The following is an 18,487-nucleotide window of genomic DNA, read 5'->3' on the forward strand; positions in this document are numbered from 1 at the left end:
GCTGGTAAAAAAGTCTACGAACTGAAGTGTCCTGAAAAAGTTTTTTGGTAAAGCTTTCTAAAAAAGACGGCATCCAAAAATTTTCATGATTTTTTATAAACAGCCTTTGGGCCAGCGCATGAAATCTGTTTCCGGATTGCCTTAATCGGTTCGTAATACGTGCTGCGTTAAAACTGCATTTCATACGAATGAAACGCGTAATCGGTTCAGCGTGTTCCCGACCAAATGAAAAGCAGATCCGGATGCAGATTTTAAGTGATTGCCCATCCATGCCCGTATTGGGACATGGCCACCCGCCTGTATGTCGGGCACGGGGCGGATAATGGACAGGCATACCGTATTGCCTGTCGCGTCTGCCGGATATGGGGCGCAAGACATCGAACTGGAGGCATTGCCGCTCCGTGGGGTTTATGTGCTGACGCGTCTATCGGATCGCCATGCCAGTCCTGATACCGCGCTTTTGCACCGGATCGGTATGGAAGGGCATTTCACACATGGTATCAGCCTTGTGTCGCATCATCAGGGTCATGTAAGGGGCCTGCATTGTCAGATAGAACCTGCGCCACAGGGCAGGCTCATGCAGTGTGAACACGGTGTGGTATGGTGTGTGGTGGTGGATGTGCGCACTGGATCCCCGACCTTCGGGCAATGGGTTGCGGAGACCCTGAGTGCCGAAAATGGTCGATGGTTATGGATACCGCCGGGTTTCCTGCACGGGTCATGCACGCTGGGTGACCGGACGGCGGTCCGTTACCACTGCACCACCCCTCCGCAGCGAGAGTATGAACGGGCCGTGCGCTGGAATGATGAAGCCCTGGGGATCGGGTGGCCCGTGGCGGACACGCAGGCTGTCCTGTCCCGGCAGGACCTGTCGGCCGCACCTTTTTTCAGCGTGATCGACTGGTTTGCTTACGCCTGATTATAAAACATTGTTTGAAAAAACTTCTTTTTTCACCGTTTCGGGGCCGTTAGCCTGTCAGGTGGAATGATCGAGTTCGTCGAGTTCGATCATTCCAGCCTCCCCCGTCTGGGCGGGGGGGATAACGGGCATGGCCTGTTCTGTTGCCCTGTCACCCGGATGCAGCCTGCGGACCACGCCAAAGGCGGTCATGACCGCGCAGGACCCGAACAGGACACACCCCAGCACCTGCCCCACCTGCACGCCGGCGGGACCGAACTGCATGCCGAACCACACGAACGGAATGGTGCCCAATGTCGCCCGGCCCCAGTTGAACAGGGTGGAATAAAGCGGGAAACCCAGATTGTTGAAGGCGGAATTGGCCACGAACAGCATGCCGATGAAAACGTAACCGGCAATGGTCCAGTTACAGAACAGGTGAATCAGCATCGCCGCCGTGCCCTGTGCCGAAAACACCCGCACCACCATGTCCTGTGTCAGGAACAGGACAGCCCATGTAATCGCCACGCACAATGCCACCAGCCACAGGGACGCAACCAGGGTGGCGCGCACCCGGTCCAGCTTTCCCGCCCCCAGATTCTGCGACATGATTGGCCCAACCGATCCCGTCAGGGCAAAAACAAAGGCGAACGCCACCGGTACGATCCGGTCAATGGTCGCCTGTCCCGCCACGGCTGCCAGACCGAAGCTGGCCATGGCATGGGTGACGAATACGCCGCCAACCGGGGTCGCCAGATTGGTCAGGATGGCAGGCATCGCCACCTGTGCCACCATTCTGGTATCCGTGATGACATGGGTGCGCACCGGCAGTGCCAGCAGTCCATGCCGACGGGCACAGCGGAAACCGGCCACCGCCACGGCCAGACGCGACAGGATGGTGCTGATCGCGGCTCCCTTCAGCCCAAGCCCCATCACCACGATCAGCAGCGGATCGGCAATGGCCGAGATCATGGCCCCCATCAGGGTCACGTTCATGGAAATACGCGCAGCCCCTATGGCGCGCAGCAGGCCCGAACACCCCATGCCCGCCGCAATCAGCGGCAGCCCGGGTGAGACGATTTCCAGGAAAAGGGTGGCCTGACGGGCCGCTTCCCCCTTTGCCCCCAGCAGCGCAAGCAGGGGGGCTGCCAGCCATGCCGTGAATATACCGATTATCAGACATGCGCTGATCATGAAAATCCCGAAGGAGGATGCGACCCGTTGTGCCTGTTCCATCCTGCCCGCGCCGATCAGCCGCCCGGTAATGGCCCCGATGCCGATGGACAGGCCAATGGACACGGCAATCTGCACGTAGCTTATGACGCCCGAAAACCCGATGGCTGCGGTCAGCGCGGGATCACCCAGCCACGAGATGTAGAAAAGATTCAGCAGGTCGACAATGAAGACAGCCATAAGCCCAATGGCCCCGGTCCCTGCCATGACAACAACGTGGCGGACAATATGCCCCGTGCAGAAGGCGGCTTTTGGTCGGGTTACGGTGTGTCCCCCCATTCGGGTGTCCTGTCTGCTGGCGTTCATACGGTCAGGCCAGAGCTGCCGCGATTTCTGGCTGCATGATGCGGGTCAATGAAATCTGGCACAAGGCCCATGTCGTGCCTGCCTTTTTCCTGTGGCCTGAAAAAGTATCGTGATGTCGTGTCTATATTGTCAGCACATTGTGCGGTGCAAAATAAACAAAGTGATTGTGCAGTGCAAAAAAAGTAAAATTTCATTTTTATTTATATTTATGTTGACCATTTAAAATAAGGGTGGCATACAGAATCACACGAAGCGATCAGGCTTCCATAAATACAAAGAACATCCGGCAAAAAATGCCGGAACGGATGCAGCACCCCCGGTGTTGGCATTCCACTGACAGGGTCTCCCCATAACGGGGGGACCCTGTTTTTTGCGTATGGCATAAAATAATGGGGTGCCATCCGTCTTTTACGTATCTTGTCCCGATCGGCTTTCTTTACCCTGTCGCTGGTTTCCACGCCTGTGGAGGCCATTCCGTTTAGGGAGGAATATCAATGTCCAGACTGACTGCGGCCGAACGCGATGCCTTGCCGGATTCAGCCTTTGCCCTGCCGGGGCGACGTTATCCGATACCGGATGCAACCCATGCCCGTGACGCGCTGGCCCGCGCCAGTGAAATGCTGCATCGTGGTGACCTGACACAGCAGGAATACGATACCGTCGTCGCCCGCGCCCATGCCGTGCTGGAAGAGGAATAGCCCGGCATGAAAAAAAGGGGCGCGGAAGTTTCCCTCCGCGCCCCTTACGCGTGCTTTATGAAGCGATCAGGCTTCAGCCCGCCTTGTCCAGTTCCGCTTCAAGCTGCGGCAGGATGGTGAACAGGTCGCCCACAATGCCGTAATCCGCCACCTGGAAGATTGGCGCTTCGGGGTCCTTGTTGACCGCAACGATGACCTTGCTGTCCTTCATTCCGGCCAGATGCTGGATCTGCCCCGAAATTCCCATGGCAATATACAGTTCCGGCGCCACGATCTTGCCGGTCTGTCCCACCTGGTATTCGTTGGAAACGAAGCCCTTGTCCACTGCGGCGCGCGATGCGCCGATTGCCGCACCCAGACGGTCAGCCAGCGGTTCCAGCAGCTTGAAGTTTTCTTCGTTCAGCATGCCGTTGCCGCCCGATACGACCACACGGGCGGATTCCAGTTCCGGCCGTTCGGACTTCGACAGTTCGGTGGCGATGAAGGTCGATCCACCCGGACCTGCGGGCAGGGCCACTTCCTCGATCGTTGCATTGCCGCCTTCGCTTGCGACCGGCTCGAAGGAGGACGCGCGGACCGTGATGATTTTCTTCGCATCCGCCGACTTTACCGTTGCCAGCGCGCTACCCGCATAGATGGGCCGGACAAAGGTATCAGCGTCGTTTATGGCGACAATATCGGGGATCGGCTGCACATCCAGCAGCGCGGCCGTGCGTGGCAGGATGTTCTTCGCCGTGGCTGACGACGCGGCCAGGATGTGTGTGTAACCCGCAGCCAGATCCGCCAGCAGGCTGGCTACCGGCTCGGCCAGTTCGCTGTTGCCGGTGGTGTCGGTAACCTGCACCACCTTCTTCACGCCCGGAATGGCGGCAGCGGATTTTGCGGCGGCGGCCGCATCCGGACCAGTGACCAGCACATCGACATCACCCAGCTTGCTGGCGGCCGCAATGGCGGAACGCGATGCCTGACGGATCGCACCGCCTTCATGATCAAGATAAACGAGAACGGTCATGATCAGATCACCTTTGCTTCGTTACGCAGACGCGACACCAGTTCCGCTGCCGAGTCGAGCTTGATCCCCGCCTTGCGTTCAGGCGGTTCGGCAACCGAGACCACGCTCAGCCGCGGCGTCATGTCCACGCCCAGATCGGCAGGCGTGATCTTTTCCATCGGTTTCTTGCGCGCCTTCATGATGTTGGGCAGCGAAGCGTAACGCGGTTCGTTCAGGCGCAGGTCGGCGGTAATGATGGCCGGCAGCGCCAGCTTCACGGTCTGCGACCCGCCATCGATTTCACGCATGACGGTCACGGCGCCATCGGCGACTTCCACCTTGGAGGCAAAGGTGGCCTGCGGGCGCCCCAGCAGCCCGGCCAGCATCTGGCCCGTGGCGTTCATGTCATCATCAATGGCCTGCTTGCCAAGGATGATCAGGTCGGGCTTTTCCTTTTCTACCAGTGCCTTGAGCACCTTGGCCACTGATAGCGGCTCGGTCACCACATCGGTTTCCACCAGGATGGAACGGTCAGCGCCCATGGCCATGGCCGTGCGCAGGGTGTCCTGCGCCTTGGCCTCGCCGATCGAAACCGCGATGATTTCGCTCACCACGCCTTTTTCCTTCAGGCGTACGGCTTCCTCGACCGCGATTTCATCAAACGGATTCATGGACATCTTGACGCCGGCAGTTTCAACACCGGAACCATCGGCTTTCACTCGCGGCTTGATGTTGTAATCAATCACGCGCTTAACGGGTACAAGAACCTTCATTGCATATTTGCCTGTCTGTCTTCGGATAAGGGCAATCGGTGTGACGGACTACATACCGTACCCGCCACATGATTACATCCCGCCGGGATAGTTCGGACCGCCTGCCCCCTCCGGCGTGACCCAGTCGATGTTCTGGGCCGGATCCTTGATGTCGCATGTCTTGCAGTGGACGCAGTTCTGCGCGTTGATCTGCAGGTGCGGGTCCGTGGCCTCATCCGCCACTTCATACACCGCCGCCGGGCAGTAACGGCTTTCAGGCGCGCGGAATACATCCCAGTTCACCGTCTTCCACAGCGACATGTTGCGGACCTTCAGGTGAACGGGCTGGTCTTCTTCATGGTTGGTGTTGGACAGGAACACCGAGGACAGGCGATCGAACGTGATCTTGCCATCGGGCTTGGGGTAGCTGATCTTTTCCGAGATCGAGGCCGGTTCCAGCACTTCGTTGTCGCTGTGGCGTGTATGCAGCGTCCATGGTGCACGGCCGCGCAGCAGCATGGCGTCCATGCCGGAATACAGCGCGCCGCCCTTCATGCCGAATTTGGCGAAGGCGGGGCGTATGTTGCGCACCGAACGCAGTTCCGTCCACAGCCAGGAATCGCGGATACGGCGGGTATAGGACCCCGGTTCCACCCGGTCCGTCGCCAGCGCTTCAGCCACGGCTTCCGCCGCCAGCATGCCCGACTTCATGGCCGTGTGGGTACCCTTGATCTTGGGCACGTTAAGGAAGCCCGCCGTATCGCCAATCAGCGCCCCACCGGGGAAGGTCAGGCGCGGGATCGACTGGATCCCCCCTTCGGACAGCGCGCGCGCGCCGTAGGCGATGCGACGCCCACCCTCAAAATACGGGCGGAAGGCCGGATGCAGCTTCACGCGCTGCATTTCATCAAACGGCGACAGCCACGTGTTGGGATAATCCAGCCCCGTGACAAACCCGTAGGATACCAGGTTGTCACCAAAATGGTACATCCACGCCCCGCCATAGGTCCGGTCATCCAGCGGCCAGCCAAAGCTGTGCTGCACCAGTCCGGGACGATGCATTTCCTTGGGGATTTCCCACAGTTCCTTGATGCCCAGCCCATAGGTCTGCGGGTCCACGCCCTTGCGCAGGTTGTACATCGCCGTGACCTGCTTGGTCAGTGATCCGCGGCAGCCTTCGGCGAACAGCGTGTATTTCGCGCGCAGTTCCATGCCTGGCGCGTAATTGTCACCCGGCTGGCCATCGCGGCCGATCCCCATGTCACCCGTGGCAACGCCGGTCACCCGGCCGCTGTCATCCACCAGCACTTCCGCACCTGCGAAACCGGGATAGATCTCGACCCCCAGTTCCTCGGCCCGGCTCGCAAGCCAGCGGCAGAAATCGCCCAGACTGACGATATGGTTGCCGTGGTTGTTCATGTGCGGCATCACGCGGTCAAGGAACGGGATTTCAAGGCTGCCCTTCTGTGTCAGGTAGAGCATCTGCTCCTCTGTCACGGGGGTGTTCAGCGGTGCCCCTTCCTCGCGCCAGTGCGGGAGGAGTTCCTCCAGCGCGCGGGGTTCGATCACGGCGCCGGACAGGATATGGGCGCCAATCTCGCTGCCTTTTTCAATCAGGCAGACGCTTGCATCAGGTGCGACCTGTCGCAGCCGGATTGCTGCCGCCAGGCCCGATGGGCCACCGCCGACAATAACGACATCGAATTCCATAGTCTCGCGCGGGGTCTCGCTCATACCTCTGTTGTCCTCTTGCGTCATGACCGGGATGACATGGGATTACACTATATAGCAGTGTTTCCTAGAACCGTTTGGGGCGCGAATAAAGGCTTGTTGCGCATTCCGTGCCTTACGGGCATGCAATGGCGGTGCGTTTACACTGCCTGTATCCTGCGGGTCAGTTCCTCCGTCGCCTGCCATTCTGGGCCAACGTAATTGACGATCAGCGTCCTGCGTGTGGCGGTTAGCGGGCGCGGGACGAAGCCGTGCCATGAATGTGCGGACGGAATGAACAGCAGCCCCGAATTGAATATGCCCGAAGCCCGCGCGACGGGATCGCCCTGTGGTGTCATGAGGTCAGTTCCCCATTCCGCCGCCTGCGCCCCCATGGAAAGCGAGACCAGCAGCGTCAGCCGCTTGGCCCCGATATCGGTATGGGGTTCCAGCCAGAACCCGTCCGTATCAAGGCATAGTTCAAGCCGCAGGGCCGTGTTTTCAAGGCGTGCGCCGCATCTGTCGGTAAAGGCGGCGCGGGTCTGCGCATTGTCAAACAGGCCCGCCAGTTGCGCCAGCCCTGTGTTCGTGGCCTGCAGGGCCGGGGTGATGAACAGTCGGTGCCCGTTGCGTCCCGCCCGCTGTCCGCCACTGTCGCCGCCCATAAAATGGGGATCGGGAACCCATGCCACGAGTGCCGCTGCAATCGGGGTCGGCAGCACGTCATACAGTTGCCAGTGGGGAAAGGGCCATGTCGTGGCTGGAGTGGCGGTCAGGGCCGCGATGACGCAATTCGTTTCCATGAAGGGGTGTTCTGCTGCTTGGGCTACGCTGCCATATGGGCTGCGGCCTGTGGTTTACAGGGCGCTGGCGTGGCGGGTGGCGCTGTCGGCCGTAAGGTAGCGGTCAAAGACAGCCGCGACATGGCGTACGAAACTGCGTCCTTTTTCCGTGACCTGCACCTGTTCGCCCGTAACATGGACCAGCCCGTCCGCCACCATGGGGGCAAGACGGGACAGTTCGGGGGCAAAATGGCTGGCAGGCAGGTGATGCTGCGCACAGACCTGGCCCAGGTTGACCTGCATGTCGCACATTACCTGCTCTATGATCGCGGCGCGGACGTGATCGTCCGGCCCCAGGCGCACGCCACGCACGACGGGCAGTGTATCTGCGTCTGCGGCCATGAGCCGGGCATAGGCGGCGGATGATACCGCATTCTGCGTCATGCCGCCGGGAAGCGAGGAAATGGCCGACGCCCCCACCCCGATCAGATTCGGCGCGCTGTCGGTGGTGTAGCCCTGGAAATTGCGGTGCAGGGTGCCCGTGGCCAGGGCGCGGGCCATGCTGTCACGCGGGCTGACATAATGATCCAGCCCGACCGGCAGGAACCCTTCTTCACGCAGGACCGCGTCAATCGCCGCGCGCTGGTCGATACGCGCCTGTGGGCCAGGCAGGTCGCCCACCGGCATCAGGGTCTGGCGCTTCTGTTTCCATGGCACATGCGCGTAACCGAATACCGCCAGCCGGTCCGGGCGCAGGCTGGCCACAGCGCGCGCCGTCCGCGCCACGCCTGCCGTATCCTGCCGTGGCAGGCCATAGATCAGGTCGATGTTGATGGAGTCCACCCCGGCCGCCCGCAGGGCGTTCAGGCAGTCGCTGGTCTGTTCCCAGCTCTGGATCCGGCCACACGCATCCTGCACGTCTGCGTCAAGGTCCTGCACGCCCATGCTGGCGCGGTTGAACCCGAGTTCATGCAGAAGGGCCGGATAGTCGGGGGGAAGATGGCGGGGATCGACCTCGATGCTGATCTCAGCATCCGGGGCAATGTCGAAATCCCGGCGGATGGCCTGCATGACACGGCGCATGGCACTGCCCGGCAGGGTCGTGGGCGTGCCGCCACCCCATTGCAGGTGGGTCAGCCTGCGGCCGGGGCCGATCAGGGCGATAATGCGGCGCAGTTCCTCATGCAGCAGGGCGGCATAGGCGGCCCGCGCATCCGCATTGCGCAGCACGGCGGTGTTGCACCCGCAGAACCGGCATAGTGTGTCACAGAAGGGAACATGCAGGTAAAGGGAAACCGGCTGGTCCGCCGGAAGGGAGGACAGCCATGCGCGGCTGTCTTCCGGTCCCACCGCGTCACTGAACTGCGCCGCAGTGGGGTAGCTGGTGTAACGCGGCAGGTTGCCCCCGTAACGGGAAAGCAGGGAACTGTCCGCCGCGTTCATGCCATTAGAACCGGTAGGCGATACCGGCGGAAACGACGGTCGGGTCCAGCGAGTCGTGGGCCGTGACATGCACGCTTTCGCTGGAGTTTTCAGCCCATGCGTGCATGCGCACGAACATCTGCTTCACGTCGAAGTTGAAGAACCAGTTGCCAACCAGCTGGTAATCCACACCGGCGTTGATGGACGGGCCACCCGTGAAGCCGGAGTTCAGCTTGCTGGTCAGGCCGTTGTTTGCGGCATTCATGTTGTGGAACCACATGAACGTGCCACCAACACCCACATACGGGTTCAGGCGCTTGTGCGGACGGAAATGCCACGCGACGGTCACCGTCGGCGGCAGCACCCATGCGCTGCCCACATCAAGCTTTCCACCCACGGCGCCACCTTCGGCCGCCACTTCATGACGGGTGCTGGTCGCGATCAGGTCCAGCGAGATGTTGTCGGTCAGGAAGTATTCGAACGTCAGTTCAGGCATGACCTGGTTGGTGGTCTTGATCCGGGTGCCAGCCAGCGGCGCGCCGTTGGCCCAGACGCGGCTGTCACGATCTTCCGGCAGCACGCCAACGGCGGACAGACGGATCATGAAGTCACCCTTGCCCAGACCGATCTTGGTGGTGGAGCAGGTCTGGAAGATCCCGCAGTGACCCTTGGGCTGTGCCACGGGCACGGGCTTCGCCAGCGGTGCGTTGACGTAGGTGGAGGGCGCTGTCGTCTGCGCATGGACCGCGACGGGGGCCAGTGCCGTGGCGCCCAGTGCAGCCGACATGGCGAGTTTACGAATGTTCTTCATCGTGAGCAGACCCTAAGTTTTTATTCCGGCTGGCATGCAGACGGGATCGTTTAAGAATGTTCAATTTGATTTGTTAAGTGCAGAAATCACGCCCACCTAACATTCGGCTTTGATATGAATCAATCAGGGTGGGTGAACTATTTCCTTATTACGGTCCAGCCTGACTGTTCTTTCGGTAATGTGGCTTGTTGAACACAGTTTCCGGACCGGGCTGTCCTGATTTATCACCCGGTTACTATGGGAAAACGTACGAATTGCATCACACCCCATTTCCCGCGCCAGCGTTTCCATGGCGGGCAGCAGCGCATCAATGATCGTCTGCTGTTGGGTATAGGACAGGGTCAGGATGTAATCCGCCGTCAGCGTGTCGCCCGAATACAGGTCGAACCCGCGACGGAACGTGGCCATGGCGCATGGCGGGCGGCCAGGACCGTAATGGGCGACCAGGATGCCCTCATTCACACGTGCGCCGGATCGCGCCATCCTGCGTCCGATGCGTATCCAGTCCCGCAGGGAGAGATGCGGCAGGGATATCCGGATCAGGGGATAAAGGAGCGGCACATCTGCACGGTCCAGTCGTCGGACCAAAGGCGGGGGGACGGCCTGCACGCGTCGGATTTTCCTCGGGTTGGGGATTTTTGCTTGGTTACGTGTGTTTTACCTGATATTTCCCGGCGGAACGCATTGATTTACATCAAACCATCCGCCATACTCGACGCTCTTGGCAAATGCATTAGTGTATTTCTAGGGAGCCAGGCATGTCCGGTTACTTCGGCGCCGGAACGCAGGCGCCTGAAAGTGATTAGGAATAGTTATGTCGGATATGCCTTCGTGTCAGTTTGAATCGAGGCCTCGGCGTATCGTCATCGGCGCGGGTGGTGCGCAGACCGATTTCTGCACGACGTGCAGTGTCCGCCCCACCAGCGTATGCAGCGTGATCGGACCGGATGACATTTCCCGCCTGTCGGACGCGGCGGTCGAAACCATCATTCCCCCTGGCCGCGGCTTTATCGAGGAAGGCGCGCCGGCAACCGATTTTTTCAATGTCACCTCCGGCACGGTCAAGCTGTTCAAGGCGCTGCCCGATGGACGGCGCCAGATTACGGGCTTTGCCTCACCGGGGCATTTCCTTGGCCTTGCGGTGTCGGACAATTACGCCTTTGGCGCGGAAGCGGTGGATACGGTGCGGGTATGCCGTTTTTCACGCGACAAGATGGCCGACCTGCTGGATGACTTTCCCAAACTGGAACGTCGCCTGCTGGAAGAAGCGTCCAATGAACTGGTCGCGGCCCAGAACCAGATGCTGCTGCTGGGGCGCAAGACCGCGCGTGAACGCGTGGCCAGTTTCCTGCTGGACCAGATGCATGCAAGCCAGTTGCCCGGTCAGGAAAGCAGTGGCGGCAGGTTGCACCTGCCCATGACGCGGGGCGACATTGCCGACTACCTTGGCCTGACCATCGAAACCGTCAGCCGCACGCTAAGCTGGATGCGCAGCCAGGGCATGATCGAAGTGGGCAAGGGCTATGCCATCACCATCCTGTCTGTGCCGAAGCTGGATGTGCTGGCGGCGGGCAATACCTAATCATCCTGTCCCGCATGTCTGTCGTCGGGCAGGTCGGATGTATTCTTAAAGAGCGGTTTGGGCTGGTTGGTGCGTGCTGGCCCCCCCACGATGTGGCCGATCGGGGTCAGGATCTCGACATGGTCGCAGATGATCTTGAACACCGCCAGCAGGGGCACCGACAGGAACGCCCCGAAAATACCCCACAACCAGTCCCAGAACATCAGTGACGCCATGACCAGAACCGGGTTGAGCGTGAAACGCCGCGCCAGCACCATGGGGGTTATCGTCTCGCCTTCCGTCAGGTGGATGCACAGGTAAATGGCTGGCGGCAGCAGCGCCTGCCATGCGGATGGATAAACGAACAGCCCCACAAGGAAATAGATGATGATCCCCATCATCGGCCCGATAATGGGAATGTAGTTCAGCAGGAACGCCATGACCCCCCACAGCAGCGGGTTGGGCATGCCCAGCAGCCAGCACTGCATCATGTTCACCAGTCCGACCAGACTGTTGATGATGGTGATGGTGGCCAGGTACTGCGAAACGTTCCGTTCGATCTGGTAGGCGATCTGTACCGTGCGCCGCTTGTCGGCGAAGGTGGGCATGATTTCCACAAAGCGGCGCAGCAGGCTGTCCCCCTGCGCCAGCAGGAAGAACAGCATCAGGATCATGGTGAAAAACTGGCCCATGAACGCCTGCGTACCCAGCAGGATGGAGGAACTGAAACGGTCCAGTCCGCTCCCGCCGGGGGTTGAGACCACGATGACATGCCCGTCGGGCGTATCGGTCACGGATGCCGGGTGATCCACATGTCCGCCCGCGATGGTCATGAAATTATGGATGCGGTCGGATGCGCTGTTCAGAAGCTGGAACGGCCCGCGCAGGAAGGCCAGGCGTTCCTGTAGTGTATTGATCGCCTCGGGCGCGCGTTCCAGCCAGCCGGTGGCGGGCACGGAAATGGCGGTGCCCACCGCGCCGACAACGCCGAATACACACAGGATCAGGCAGAGTGCGGCCAGTGGCTTGGGCAGATGCAGCTTTGTATGCAGGAAGCGCAGTGGCGTGGACAGCAGCAGGTTCACCACCAGCGCCAGGATCATGGGCAGGATGATGGCGGACGCGAAATACAGGGTATAGAAAACCGCCAGCACGCTGAGCAGCAGCAGGCAGGCGGTGCGCGTGTCGATGCGGCTGTGACGCATGACCTCAATGGCGCGCTGCTGCTGTATCTGTTCGTAAGATGGTGGTGGGGGGGGTGACTCTGTCTCGGGCGGCATCAATCAGGTCCTGAGGTCGTGCTGGCGTGGCCCCAACGGGGTTTGGCGTTCCTGTGCCCGCTTTAATTCGTATCGTACCAATTATCCTTATGGCGACATATGAAAGTCAGGACCAAGGTTTTTGGCACATTCCCGCTACGCACGCATTGCAGGGGGAGGGCGCACGTACACGGTAACGTGAATTTTTGGGCCTCATATGGCGGAAGACGGCACTTGAAAGCACGATTGGACAGGGTTCAAATACCTGAACACGGAGGCTGCGGCCTTCTGGCACTATAACCAATGGAGAGTCCCATGGCCTGGAATACCCCCAAGATTGTTGAAGTCCCCCTGGGCGCCGAGATCAACAGCTACGTCTGCGGCGAAAAGAAGTAAGGAATAGCGCCGCCTGTCTCGCACAGGCGGCGTTTTTCTTTTACAGTCTGCGTCCATGATCGACATTATCGTTCTCGGCGCGGCGGCGGGTGGCGGATTTCCACAATGGAATTCCAACGCTCCCGGTTGCAGGCGGGCCAGGGCCGGCGATCCGGCAGCCCTGCCCCGCACACAGGCTTCCATCGCCATAAGTGGGGATGGAAAGAACTGGTTCGTGGTCAATGCCTCACCCGACCTGCGGACCCAGATAAACCAGACCCCTGCCCTGCATCCCAGCGAGGGCCTGCGGTCCACGCCCATCGCCGGTGTCATCCTGACGGGTGGTGAGGTGGATACCATCACCGGGCTGCTTACCCTGCGTGAACGCCAGCCCTTTACCCTGCTGGCGACCCCCGAAGTGCTGTCCATGCTGGACGCCAATCCCATTTTTGAAGCCCTGAACCGCGCGGTCGTGACCCGCACGCCCATGGGACTCGACCAGCCACTGGCGCTGAAGCTGATCGAAGGCACGCCCGCCGGGCTGACCATCGTGCCGTTCGTGGTGCCGGGAAAAGTGCCGCTTTATGCCGAGTCCGGGCCCGATCCGGCAGCGATCTGTGAAAATGGTGAAACGGTGGGCCTGGAAATATCCGACGGGAAGCATCGGGTCTGTTTCGTGCCCGGCTGCGCGCGCATGACCGATAACCTGCGCGTGCGCCTGCGTGGGGCGGATGCCGTGTTTTTTGATGGCACGTTGTGGGTAGATGACGAAATGGTCCGCGCCGGACTGGGTGACAAGACCGGCCGTCGCATGGGTCACATGTCCATCGACGGCATGGACGGCACCATCGCCGCCCTGCAGGATCTGGGCATCAAACGCAAGATTTTCATACATATCAACAATTCCAACCCTGTCCTTCTGGCGGATTCGCCCGAACGCGCCGCAGTCGAGGCCGCAGGGTGGGAAGTCTCCCATGACGGGATGAGGATTACGGCATGAGCGCACCCCTGCTTTCCCCCGATGAACTTGAAGCCGCGCTCCGCGCCATCGGGGCGGAACGCTACCATAACCTGCATCCCTTCCATCGTGCGTTGCATGACGGGCGGCTGAACCGTGCGCAGGTGCAGGCATGGGCGCTGAACCGCTATTATTACCAGGCCAGCATCCCGGCCAAGGACGCCACCCTGCTTGCCCGCCTGCCCACGGCGGAACTGCGACGTGAATGGCGCAGGCGGCTGGTGGACCATGATGGCGACGCACCGGGCACCGGTGGCGTTGCGCGGTGGCTGAAGCTGACCGACGGGCTGGGGCTGGATCGTGCCTATGTTGAATCGCTGGAAGGGCTGCTGCCCGCCACGCGCTTTGCCGTCGATGCCTATGTCGCTTTCGTGCGCGATCGCTCTGTTCTTGAAGCCATTGCCTCGTCGCTGACCGAACTGTTCTCGCCCACCATCATAAGCGAGCGCGTGGCCGGCATGCTGCGGCATTACGACTTCATCACGCCTGAAACGCTGGCCTATTTCCAGCCACGCCTGACGCAGGCCCCGCGGGATTCAGATTTCGCGCTGGGTTACGTGAAGGAACATGCCCGCACGCCCGAACAGCAGCAGGCGGTGCTGGGCGCGCTAAACTTCAAGTGCGGTGTATTGTGGGCCATGCTGGATGAACTGGAATACGCCTATGTCAATCCCGGTCGTATTCCCCCCGGCGCCTTCCACCCGGATGCGGCATGATCACAGGGCTTACAGGCGACAGCGTTATCCGCTTTGCGCGCGGGGTCCGGCTGCAGCATGACCGCGTGCGCGAACGGTGGATCATACAGGCGCCGGAACGGGCCTTCATCCCTGATCCCGTCGCGGCGGAAGTGCTGAAACTGGTTGATGGCACGCGTACACTGGGCCAGATCGTGGCAGAACTGGCCACCCGGTTTGCAGCCCCGGTTGATGTGATCGGGCGTGATGTCCATGTCATGGTCAGTGACCTTATTACCCGGCAGGTGCTGGTGGCATGACAGAAACCATCCTTTCCCCCATGAGCCTTCTGGCAGAACTGACGCATCGTTGCCCGTTGCAGTGTCCGTACTGCTCCAACCCGTTGGCGCTGGAACCCCGTCGTAACGAACTGTCCACGCAGGAATGGATCAGCGTGCTGGATCAGGCTGCCGAAATGGGGGTGCTGCAGGTTCATTTCTCCGGTGGGGAACCGATGAGCCGGCCGGACCTGCCCGACCTGATCCGCCATGCGGTGGGGCTGGGGCTGTACACCAACCTCATTACCTCTGGCGTATTGCTGAACGAAAAGACCTTTCCCATGCTGGTGGAAGCCGGGCTGGATCATGTCCAGCTGTCTTTTCAGGATATTGACACCGCCAATGCCGAACATGTGGGCGGCATGAAGGGCGCGCAGGCGCGCAAGCTGGAGGCGGCCCGACTGGTGGCGGCAGATGGCATGCCGCTGACGCTGAACTTCGTCATCTATCGCGAAAATGCCGCCCGCGTGCCGCAGATGCTGGATGCGGCGGTGGAAATGGGCGCGCGCCGGGTCGAGATCGCGCATACGCAGTATTATGGCTGGGGGCTGGCCAATCGTGAGGCCCTCATGCCCACGGCACAGCAGCTTGAACAGACCACGCAGGCCGTGGAGGCCGCGCGTGAGAAATATGCAGGCCGCCTGACCATAGATTACGTGACACCGGATTATTACGCAGACCGGCCCAAGCCGTGCATGGGGGGATGGGGACGTCGGTTCATCAATATCTCACCGTCCGGGCGGGTGCTGCCGTGCCATGCGGCCGAGACGATCCCCAATGTCGCCTTTCCCGATGTGCGGCATGACACGCTGGCGCATATCTGGCGTGACTCCCCGTTATTCACCATGTTCCGTGGTACGGACTGGATGCCCCAGCCCTGCCGTAGCTGTGACCAGCGGGAAAAGGACTGGGGTGGCTGCCGTTGTCAGGCACTGGCGCTGGCGGGCGATGCGCGTGCTACTGATCCGGTATGCAGCCGTGCGCCCGATCATGAACGGGTTGTCAGGGTTCTGGAAACCCTGCCGGCTGAACCGCCGCCCTTCCGGTATCGCCGGTATGTGCGTGCTACGGATGAGGTCGGCTGACTTCAGCCTTCACGTCCACCCGGGGCAGGCAGATCACGAAGCGCGCGCCCTGTACATGCCCATCGGCATCAATGCGGTTTTCAGCACTTATGGTGCCGCGCAGGGCTTCGATGATCTGTTTGCTGATGGACAGGCCGAGACCTGAATGCTGCCCGAAATTCTCGCTGCTGGGGCGTTCGGAATAAAAACGGTCGAAAATGTTGTCCAGCTTGGCCTGTGGAATGCCGGGACCATCATCACTGACCGCGATTTCGACCATGCTGCCCGCCGGCACCGCGCTGAGCAGGATCTTGCCATCGGGCGGCGAGAAGGAAATTGCATTGCCGATCAGGTTACGCAGCACCTGCACCAGCCTGTCTTCCACCGCAAGCACGGTCAGTCGCCGCTCCGGGCTGTCACCACTGCTGGCCACGGCCATGTAGGGCTGGCCCGGCTGGCGGGTCGCCTGGTGTATTTCCGCCAGTACCGACAGCAGCGGCACGATGGCCACCGGTTCGGCCCGGGCACGCGACAGTTCCGCATCCACGCGGCTGGCATCGGAAATATCGGTAATCAGGCGGTCGAGTCGCCGCACATCGTCATTTATGATTGACAGCAGCCGCCGCTGGCGTTCGGGGTCATCAATACGCAGCAGGCTTTCAATGGCTGAGCGGATGGAAGACAGCGGGTTCTTGATTTCATGACTGACATCGGCTGCAAACCGTTCGATGGCGTCCATGCGCGCCCACAGCGCGCTGGCGCTGTCCTGTAGCGCGCGGGCAACCTCCCCGATTTCATCGCGTCGCGCCACCAGGCGTTCGGGCACCATGTCCGTACGGTTGGAAGATTCGCGCATGGTATGGGCCGATGCCGCCAGCCGCAGCAGTGGACGCGCGATGGTCAGCGACAGGTACCATGACAGCAGGATGGTCAGCGCCAGCGCCATGAGGAACAGCGACAGGATGGATGACCGCACCGCAAACAGCGAACGGTCCACGTCGCGCGCTTCGCGCGTCAGCTGGATGATGCCCACTGTCGTTCGCCCGTCATGCATTACGGGTTCGGCCACCGTGACCATAAGCTGGTGGTTTGCGTTGCGGCGGATATAGGGCGGGATTTCCATGACCCGCGTGCCGTCGGGCTGGGTCACGGGCTGGATGGAGGGATCGGAATCCGGCGTGTCCAGCGTCATGATCCGTTCACCCGACAGGGTGGGCAGTTGTGCCAGAAGCCAGTTGTACAGCCGCTCGCCCATGTTGACCGATGGCGGGTACAGGGGCGAATGCTCTTCCTCCTCTGCCGGGGGCGGGGGCAGGCTGCCCGCATTGCCATGGTGGCCGGCCTGTTCCACGCGGCTGTCGGCGACGACCTGCCCGTCGGGGGCGAACAGGCGGGCATGCGCGCTGGGGCTTGGTTCCGTCAGGCGCAGCAGCAGCGGACGGGCAAGGGTGGGTTCAAGTGTGACATCATGGCGGGAAATGACGACCGCACTCTGTCCCAGCGCACCGGCATAGATACGCGCCTGTTCACGCAGCGCCGAAACCTCGGCTTCCAGCAGGCTGTTCTGGAACTGCGTCAGGTAAAGCAGCGTCAGCGCCAGCAGCCCCAGCGGAAGCGTGTTGACCAGCAGGATGCGCCGCATGAGCGGCGAGACCAGACGCGTGCGGTATTCCATGAATTCCGCGACTGCGTTCCTGCCTTCCCCACTCCACCGGCGCGGGATCAGGCGGCGCAGTCGGGGGGGTACTGCAAAAGGGAGAGAAAGAACGGGACGCGGCATCCGGCTGGGTCATTCTTCCTTGTAACGGTAGCCGATCCCGTACAGGGTCTCGATCTGGTTGAATTCCTCATCAACCTGACGGAATTTCTTGCGCACGCGCTTGATGTGGCTGTCGATCGTGCGGTCATCGACATAGATGTTCTCGCCATACGCCGCATCAATCAGCTGGTCACGCGACTTGACCAGCCCCGGACGCGCCGCAAGCGCCTTGACCAGCAGGAATTCGGTTACCGTAAGCTGGATGTCCCGCCCGTGCCACAGGCACTGGTGCCGTGTTTCATCCAGTGACAGCCCGCCCCGCACCATGGTGCCGGTGGGGCTGACACCCGCAGCCTCGCTGCGGCTGACCTCGTTGCGGCGCAGCAGCGCGCGGATGCGTTCCAGCAGCAGGCGCTGGGAAAAAGGCTTGGTGATGTAGTCATCCGCCCCCAGCCGCAGGCCCATGAGCTGGTCCACTTCCTCATCCTTGGAAGACAGGAAGATCACGGGGAGCTGTGAACGCGCACGCAGGCGCTGGAGCAGTTCCATCCCGTCCATGCGCGGCATCTTGATATCCAGCACCGCCAGATCCGCTGGCCGTGACGACAGACCGTGCAGCGCGCTTTCGCCATCGGTGTAGGTGCGGACAATGAATCCCTCCGCCTCCAGTGTCATCTGCACGGAGGTCAGGATGTTCCTGTCATCGTCAACCAGCACGATCGTCTGTTTCGTTGGCTCCATGGGGGCTCTCTTTTCGCTCCTTTGCCGATGCGGGCATGCCCGCCGGTCCCTTGTCCGGCGCAGGCATGTAGCATAGCGTGATATTCACCCGCATG

At 61.1% G+C, this 18,487-nt stretch carries 19 protein-coding genes; 8 read left to right on the forward strand and 11 right to left on the reverse strand.

Features of this window, described 5'->3' with window-relative positions:
* The first annotated feature begins 322 nt into the window (after nucleotides 1-322).
* Complete coding sequence (locus MSKU9_RS11120; RefSeq protein ID WP_227002468.1) at nucleotides 323-919, forward strand: dTDP-4-dehydrorhamnose 3,5-epimerase family protein; 597 nt, start codon at nucleotides 323-325, stop codon at nucleotides 917-919.
* A gap of 57 nt (nucleotides 920-976) precedes the next feature.
* On the opposite strand, the gene MSKU9_RS11125 is transcribed toward MSKU9_RS11120, so the two are convergent.
* The gene (locus tag MSKU9_RS11125) at nucleotides 977-2,410 is read right to left on the reverse strand and encodes an MATE family efflux transporter (protein ID WP_141261514.1); all 1,434 of its coding nucleotides are present in this window, start codon (nucleotides 2,408-2,410) and stop codon (nucleotides 977-979) included.
* Nucleotides 2,411-2,931: 521 nt separating this feature from the next.
* On the opposite strand from MSKU9_RS11125, the gene MSKU9_RS11130 reads away from it, so the two are divergent.
* Nucleotides 2,932-3,135, forward strand: coding sequence for a hypothetical protein (locus MSKU9_RS11130; RefSeq protein WP_141261515.1), 204 nt, complete (start codon nucleotides 2,932-2,934; stop codon nucleotides 3,133-3,135).
* A gap of 73 nt (nucleotides 3,136-3,208) precedes the next feature.
* Here MSKU9_RS11130 and MSKU9_RS11135 read toward each other — a convergent pair whose 3' ends face one another.
* The 7 genes from MSKU9_RS11135 to MSKU9_RS11165 all read right to left on the reverse strand — a co-directional run bounded on the left by MSKU9_RS11135 (nucleotide 3,209) and on the right by MSKU9_RS11165 (nucleotide 10,191).
* Entirely contained in the window at nucleotides 3,209-4,147 is a 939-nt protein-coding gene (locus MSKU9_RS11135) for an electron transfer flavoprotein subunit alpha/FixB family protein (RefSeq protein ID WP_141261516.1), read from the reverse strand.
* A gap of 2 nt (nucleotides 4,148-4,149) precedes the next feature.
* The gene (locus MSKU9_RS11140) at nucleotides 4,150-4,899 is read right to left on the reverse strand and encodes an electron transfer flavoprotein subunit beta/FixA family protein (RefSeq protein ID WP_141261517.1); all 750 of its coding nucleotides are present in this window, start codon (nucleotides 4,897-4,899) and stop codon (nucleotides 4,150-4,152) included.
* A gap of 72 nt (nucleotides 4,900-4,971) precedes the next feature.
* Entirely contained in the window at nucleotides 4,972-6,612 is a 1,641-nt protein-coding gene (locus tag MSKU9_RS11145) for an electron transfer flavoprotein-ubiquinone oxidoreductase (protein WP_141261518.1), read from the reverse strand.
* 137 nt (nucleotides 6,613-6,749) lie between these two features.
* Complete coding sequence (locus MSKU9_RS11150) at nucleotides 6,750-7,391, reverse strand: 2OG-Fe(II) oxygenase family protein (RefSeq protein WP_141261519.1); 642 nt, start codon at nucleotides 7,389-7,391, stop codon at nucleotides 6,750-6,752.
* A gap of 54 nt (nucleotides 7,392-7,445) precedes the next feature.
* The gene (hemN, locus tag MSKU9_RS11155) at nucleotides 7,446-8,813 is read right to left on the reverse strand and encodes an oxygen-independent coproporphyrinogen III oxidase (RefSeq protein WP_141261520.1); all 1,368 of its coding nucleotides are present in this window, start codon (nucleotides 8,811-8,813) and stop codon (nucleotides 7,446-7,448) included.
* Nucleotides 8,814-8,817: 4 nt separating this feature from the next.
* Nucleotides 8,818-9,603, reverse strand: coding sequence for an OmpW/AlkL family protein (locus tag MSKU9_RS11160; RefSeq protein ID WP_141261521.1), 786 nt, complete (start codon nucleotides 9,601-9,603; stop codon nucleotides 8,818-8,820).
* Nucleotides 9,604-9,726: 123 nt separating this feature from the next.
* On the reverse strand, nucleotides 9,727-10,191 hold the full coding sequence (locus MSKU9_RS11165; protein WP_141261580.1) for a hypothetical protein: 465 nt from the start codon (nucleotides 10,189-10,191) through the stop codon (nucleotides 9,727-9,729).
* Nucleotides 10,192-10,417: 226 nt separating this feature from the next.
* Here MSKU9_RS11165 and MSKU9_RS11170 point away from each other — a divergent pair, with 226 nt between their 5' ends.
* Nucleotides 10,418-11,185, forward strand: a complete 768-nt coding sequence (locus MSKU9_RS11170; protein WP_141261522.1) for a Crp/Fnr family transcriptional regulator — start codon at nucleotides 10,418-10,420, stop codon at nucleotides 11,183-11,185.
* On the opposite strand, the gene MSKU9_RS11175 is transcribed toward MSKU9_RS11170, so the two are convergent.
* On the reverse strand, nucleotides 11,182-12,369 hold the full coding sequence (locus tag MSKU9_RS11175) for an AI-2E family transporter (protein WP_141261581.1): 1,188 nt from the start codon (nucleotides 12,367-12,369) through the stop codon (nucleotides 11,182-11,184). The genes MSKU9_RS11170 and MSKU9_RS11175 overlap by 4 nt on opposite strands.
* 369 nt (nucleotides 12,370-12,738) lie before the next feature.
* Between MSKU9_RS11175 and pqqA the strand changes: the two genes are divergently transcribed.
* From pqqA to pqqE, 5 genes are read left to right on the forward strand one after another with little or no spacing between them, the layout of a single operon-like run.
* Nucleotides 12,739-12,819 carry a pyrroloquinoline quinone precursor peptide PqqA gene (gene pqqA, locus MSKU9_RS11180; RefSeq protein ID WP_010508617.1) on the forward strand — a complete coding sequence of 27 codons (81 nt, stop codon included), beginning with the start codon at nucleotides 12,739-12,741 and terminating at the stop codon, nucleotides 12,817-12,819.
* Nucleotides 12,820-12,874: 55 nt separating this feature from the next.
* On the forward strand, nucleotides 12,875-13,798 hold the full coding sequence (gene pqqB / locus MSKU9_RS11185; protein WP_141261523.1) for a pyrroloquinoline quinone biosynthesis protein PqqB: 924 nt from the start codon (nucleotides 12,875-12,877) through the stop codon (nucleotides 13,796-13,798).
* The gene (gene pqqC / locus MSKU9_RS11190) at nucleotides 13,795-14,532 is read left to right on the forward strand and encodes a pyrroloquinoline-quinone synthase PqqC (protein WP_141261524.1); all 738 of its coding nucleotides are present in this window, start codon (nucleotides 13,795-13,797) and stop codon (nucleotides 14,530-14,532) included. The genes pqqB and pqqC overlap by 4 nt, the downstream gene beginning before the upstream one ends.
* Nucleotides 14,529-14,810 carry a pyrroloquinoline quinone biosynthesis peptide chaperone PqqD gene (gene pqqD, locus MSKU9_RS11195; protein WP_141261525.1) on the forward strand — a complete coding sequence of 94 codons (282 nt, stop codon included), beginning with the start codon at nucleotides 14,529-14,531 and terminating at the stop codon, nucleotides 14,808-14,810. Before pqqC ends, pqqD begins: the two co-directional genes overlap by 4 nt.
* Nucleotides 14,807-15,913: a pyrroloquinoline quinone biosynthesis protein PqqE gene (gene pqqE / locus MSKU9_RS11200; RefSeq protein WP_141261526.1), complete on the forward strand. Its 1,107-nt coding sequence runs from the start codon at nucleotides 14,807-14,809 to the stop codon at nucleotides 15,911-15,913. The genes pqqD and pqqE overlap by 4 nt, the downstream gene beginning before the upstream one ends.
* Here the strand turns inward: pqqE and MSKU9_RS11205 are convergent.
* Complete coding sequence (locus MSKU9_RS11205) at nucleotides 15,894-17,672, reverse strand: stimulus-sensing domain-containing protein (RefSeq protein ID WP_141261527.1); 1,779 nt, start codon at nucleotides 17,670-17,672, stop codon at nucleotides 15,894-15,896. The two genes, pqqE and MSKU9_RS11205, sit on opposite strands and share 20 nt — an antisense overlap.
* 9 nt (nucleotides 17,673-17,681) lie before the next feature.
* Complete coding sequence (locus MSKU9_RS11210) at nucleotides 17,682-18,392, reverse strand: response regulator transcription factor (RefSeq protein ID WP_010508610.1); 711 nt, start codon at nucleotides 18,390-18,392, stop codon at nucleotides 17,682-17,684.
* Nucleotides 18,393-18,487: the final 95 nt, after the last annotated feature.

Origin of the sequence: Komagataeibacter diospyri, assembly GCF_006538165.1 — a bacterium.
GTDB lineage: Bacteria > Pseudomonadota > Alphaproteobacteria > Acetobacterales > Acetobacteraceae > Komagataeibacter > Komagataeibacter diospyri.

What these genes read in the sequence shown, in the direction of transcription:
- MSKU9_RS11150 (WP_141261519.1), bottom strand. Translation starts at nt 7,391, where the DNA reads ATGGAAACGAATTGCGTCATCGCGGCCCTGACCGCCACTCCAGCCACG.
- MSKU9_RS11135 (WP_141261516.1), bottom strand. Translation starts at nt 4,147, where the DNA reads ATGACCGTTCTCGTTTATCTTGATCATGAAGGCGGTGCGATCCGTCAG.
- pqqB (WP_141261523.1), top strand. Translation starts at nt 12,875, where the DNA reads ATGATCGACATTATCGTTCTCGGCGCGGCGGCGGGTGGCGGATTTCCA.
- MSKU9_RS11175 (WP_141261581.1), bottom strand. Translation starts at nt 12,369, where the DNA reads ATGCGTCACAGCCGCATCGACACGCGCACCGCCTGCCTGCTGCTGCTC.
- hemN (WP_141261520.1), bottom strand. Translation starts at nt 8,813, where the DNA reads ATGAACGCGGCGGACAGTTCCCTGCTTTCCCGTTACGGGGGCAACCTG.
- MSKU9_RS11205 (WP_141261527.1), bottom strand. Translation starts at nt 17,672, where the DNA reads ATGCCGCGTCCCGTTCTTTCTCTCCCTTTTGCAGTACCCCCCCGACTG.
- MSKU9_RS11140 (WP_141261517.1), bottom strand. Translation starts at nt 4,899, where the DNA reads ATGAAGGTTCTTGTACCCGTTAAGCGCGTGATTGATTACAACATCAAG.
- MSKU9_RS11125 (WP_141261514.1), bottom strand. Translation starts at nt 2,410, where the DNA reads ATGGGGGGACACACCGTAACCCGACCAAAAGCCGCCTTCTGCACGGGG.
- pqqE (WP_141261526.1), top strand. Translation starts at nt 14,807, where the DNA reads ATGACAGAAACCATCCTTTCCCCCATGAGCCTTCTGGCAGAACTGACG.
- MSKU9_RS11120 (WP_227002468.1), top strand. Translation starts at nt 323, where the DNA reads ATGGACAGGCATACCGTATTGCCTGTCGCGTCTGCCGGATATGGGGCG.
- MSKU9_RS11170 (WP_141261522.1), top strand. Translation starts at nt 10,418, where the DNA reads ATGTCGGATATGCCTTCGTGTCAGTTTGAATCGAGGCCTCGGCGTATC.
- pqqA (WP_010508617.1), top strand. Translation starts at nt 12,739, where the DNA reads ATGGCCTGGAATACCCCCAAGATTGTTGAAGTCCCCCTGGGCGCCGAG.
- pqqD (WP_141261525.1), top strand. Translation starts at nt 14,529, where the DNA reads ATGATCACAGGGCTTACAGGCGACAGCGTTATCCGCTTTGCGCGCGGG.
- MSKU9_RS11160 (WP_141261521.1), bottom strand. Translation starts at nt 9,603, where the DNA reads ATGAAGAACATTCGTAAACTCGCCATGTCGGCTGCACTGGGCGCCACG.
- MSKU9_RS11145 (WP_141261518.1), bottom strand. Translation starts at nt 6,612, where the DNA reads ATGAGCGAGACCCCGCGCGAGACTATGGAATTCGATGTCGTTATTGTC.
- MSKU9_RS11210 (WP_010508610.1), bottom strand. Translation starts at nt 18,392, where the DNA reads ATGGAGCCAACGAAACAGACGATCGTGCTGGTTGACGATGACAGGAAC.
- pqqC (WP_141261524.1), top strand. Translation starts at nt 13,795, where the DNA reads ATGAGCGCACCCCTGCTTTCCCCCGATGAACTTGAAGCCGCGCTCCGC.
- MSKU9_RS11130 (WP_141261515.1), top strand. Translation starts at nt 2,932, where the DNA reads ATGTCCAGACTGACTGCGGCCGAACGCGATGCCTTGCCGGATTCAGCC.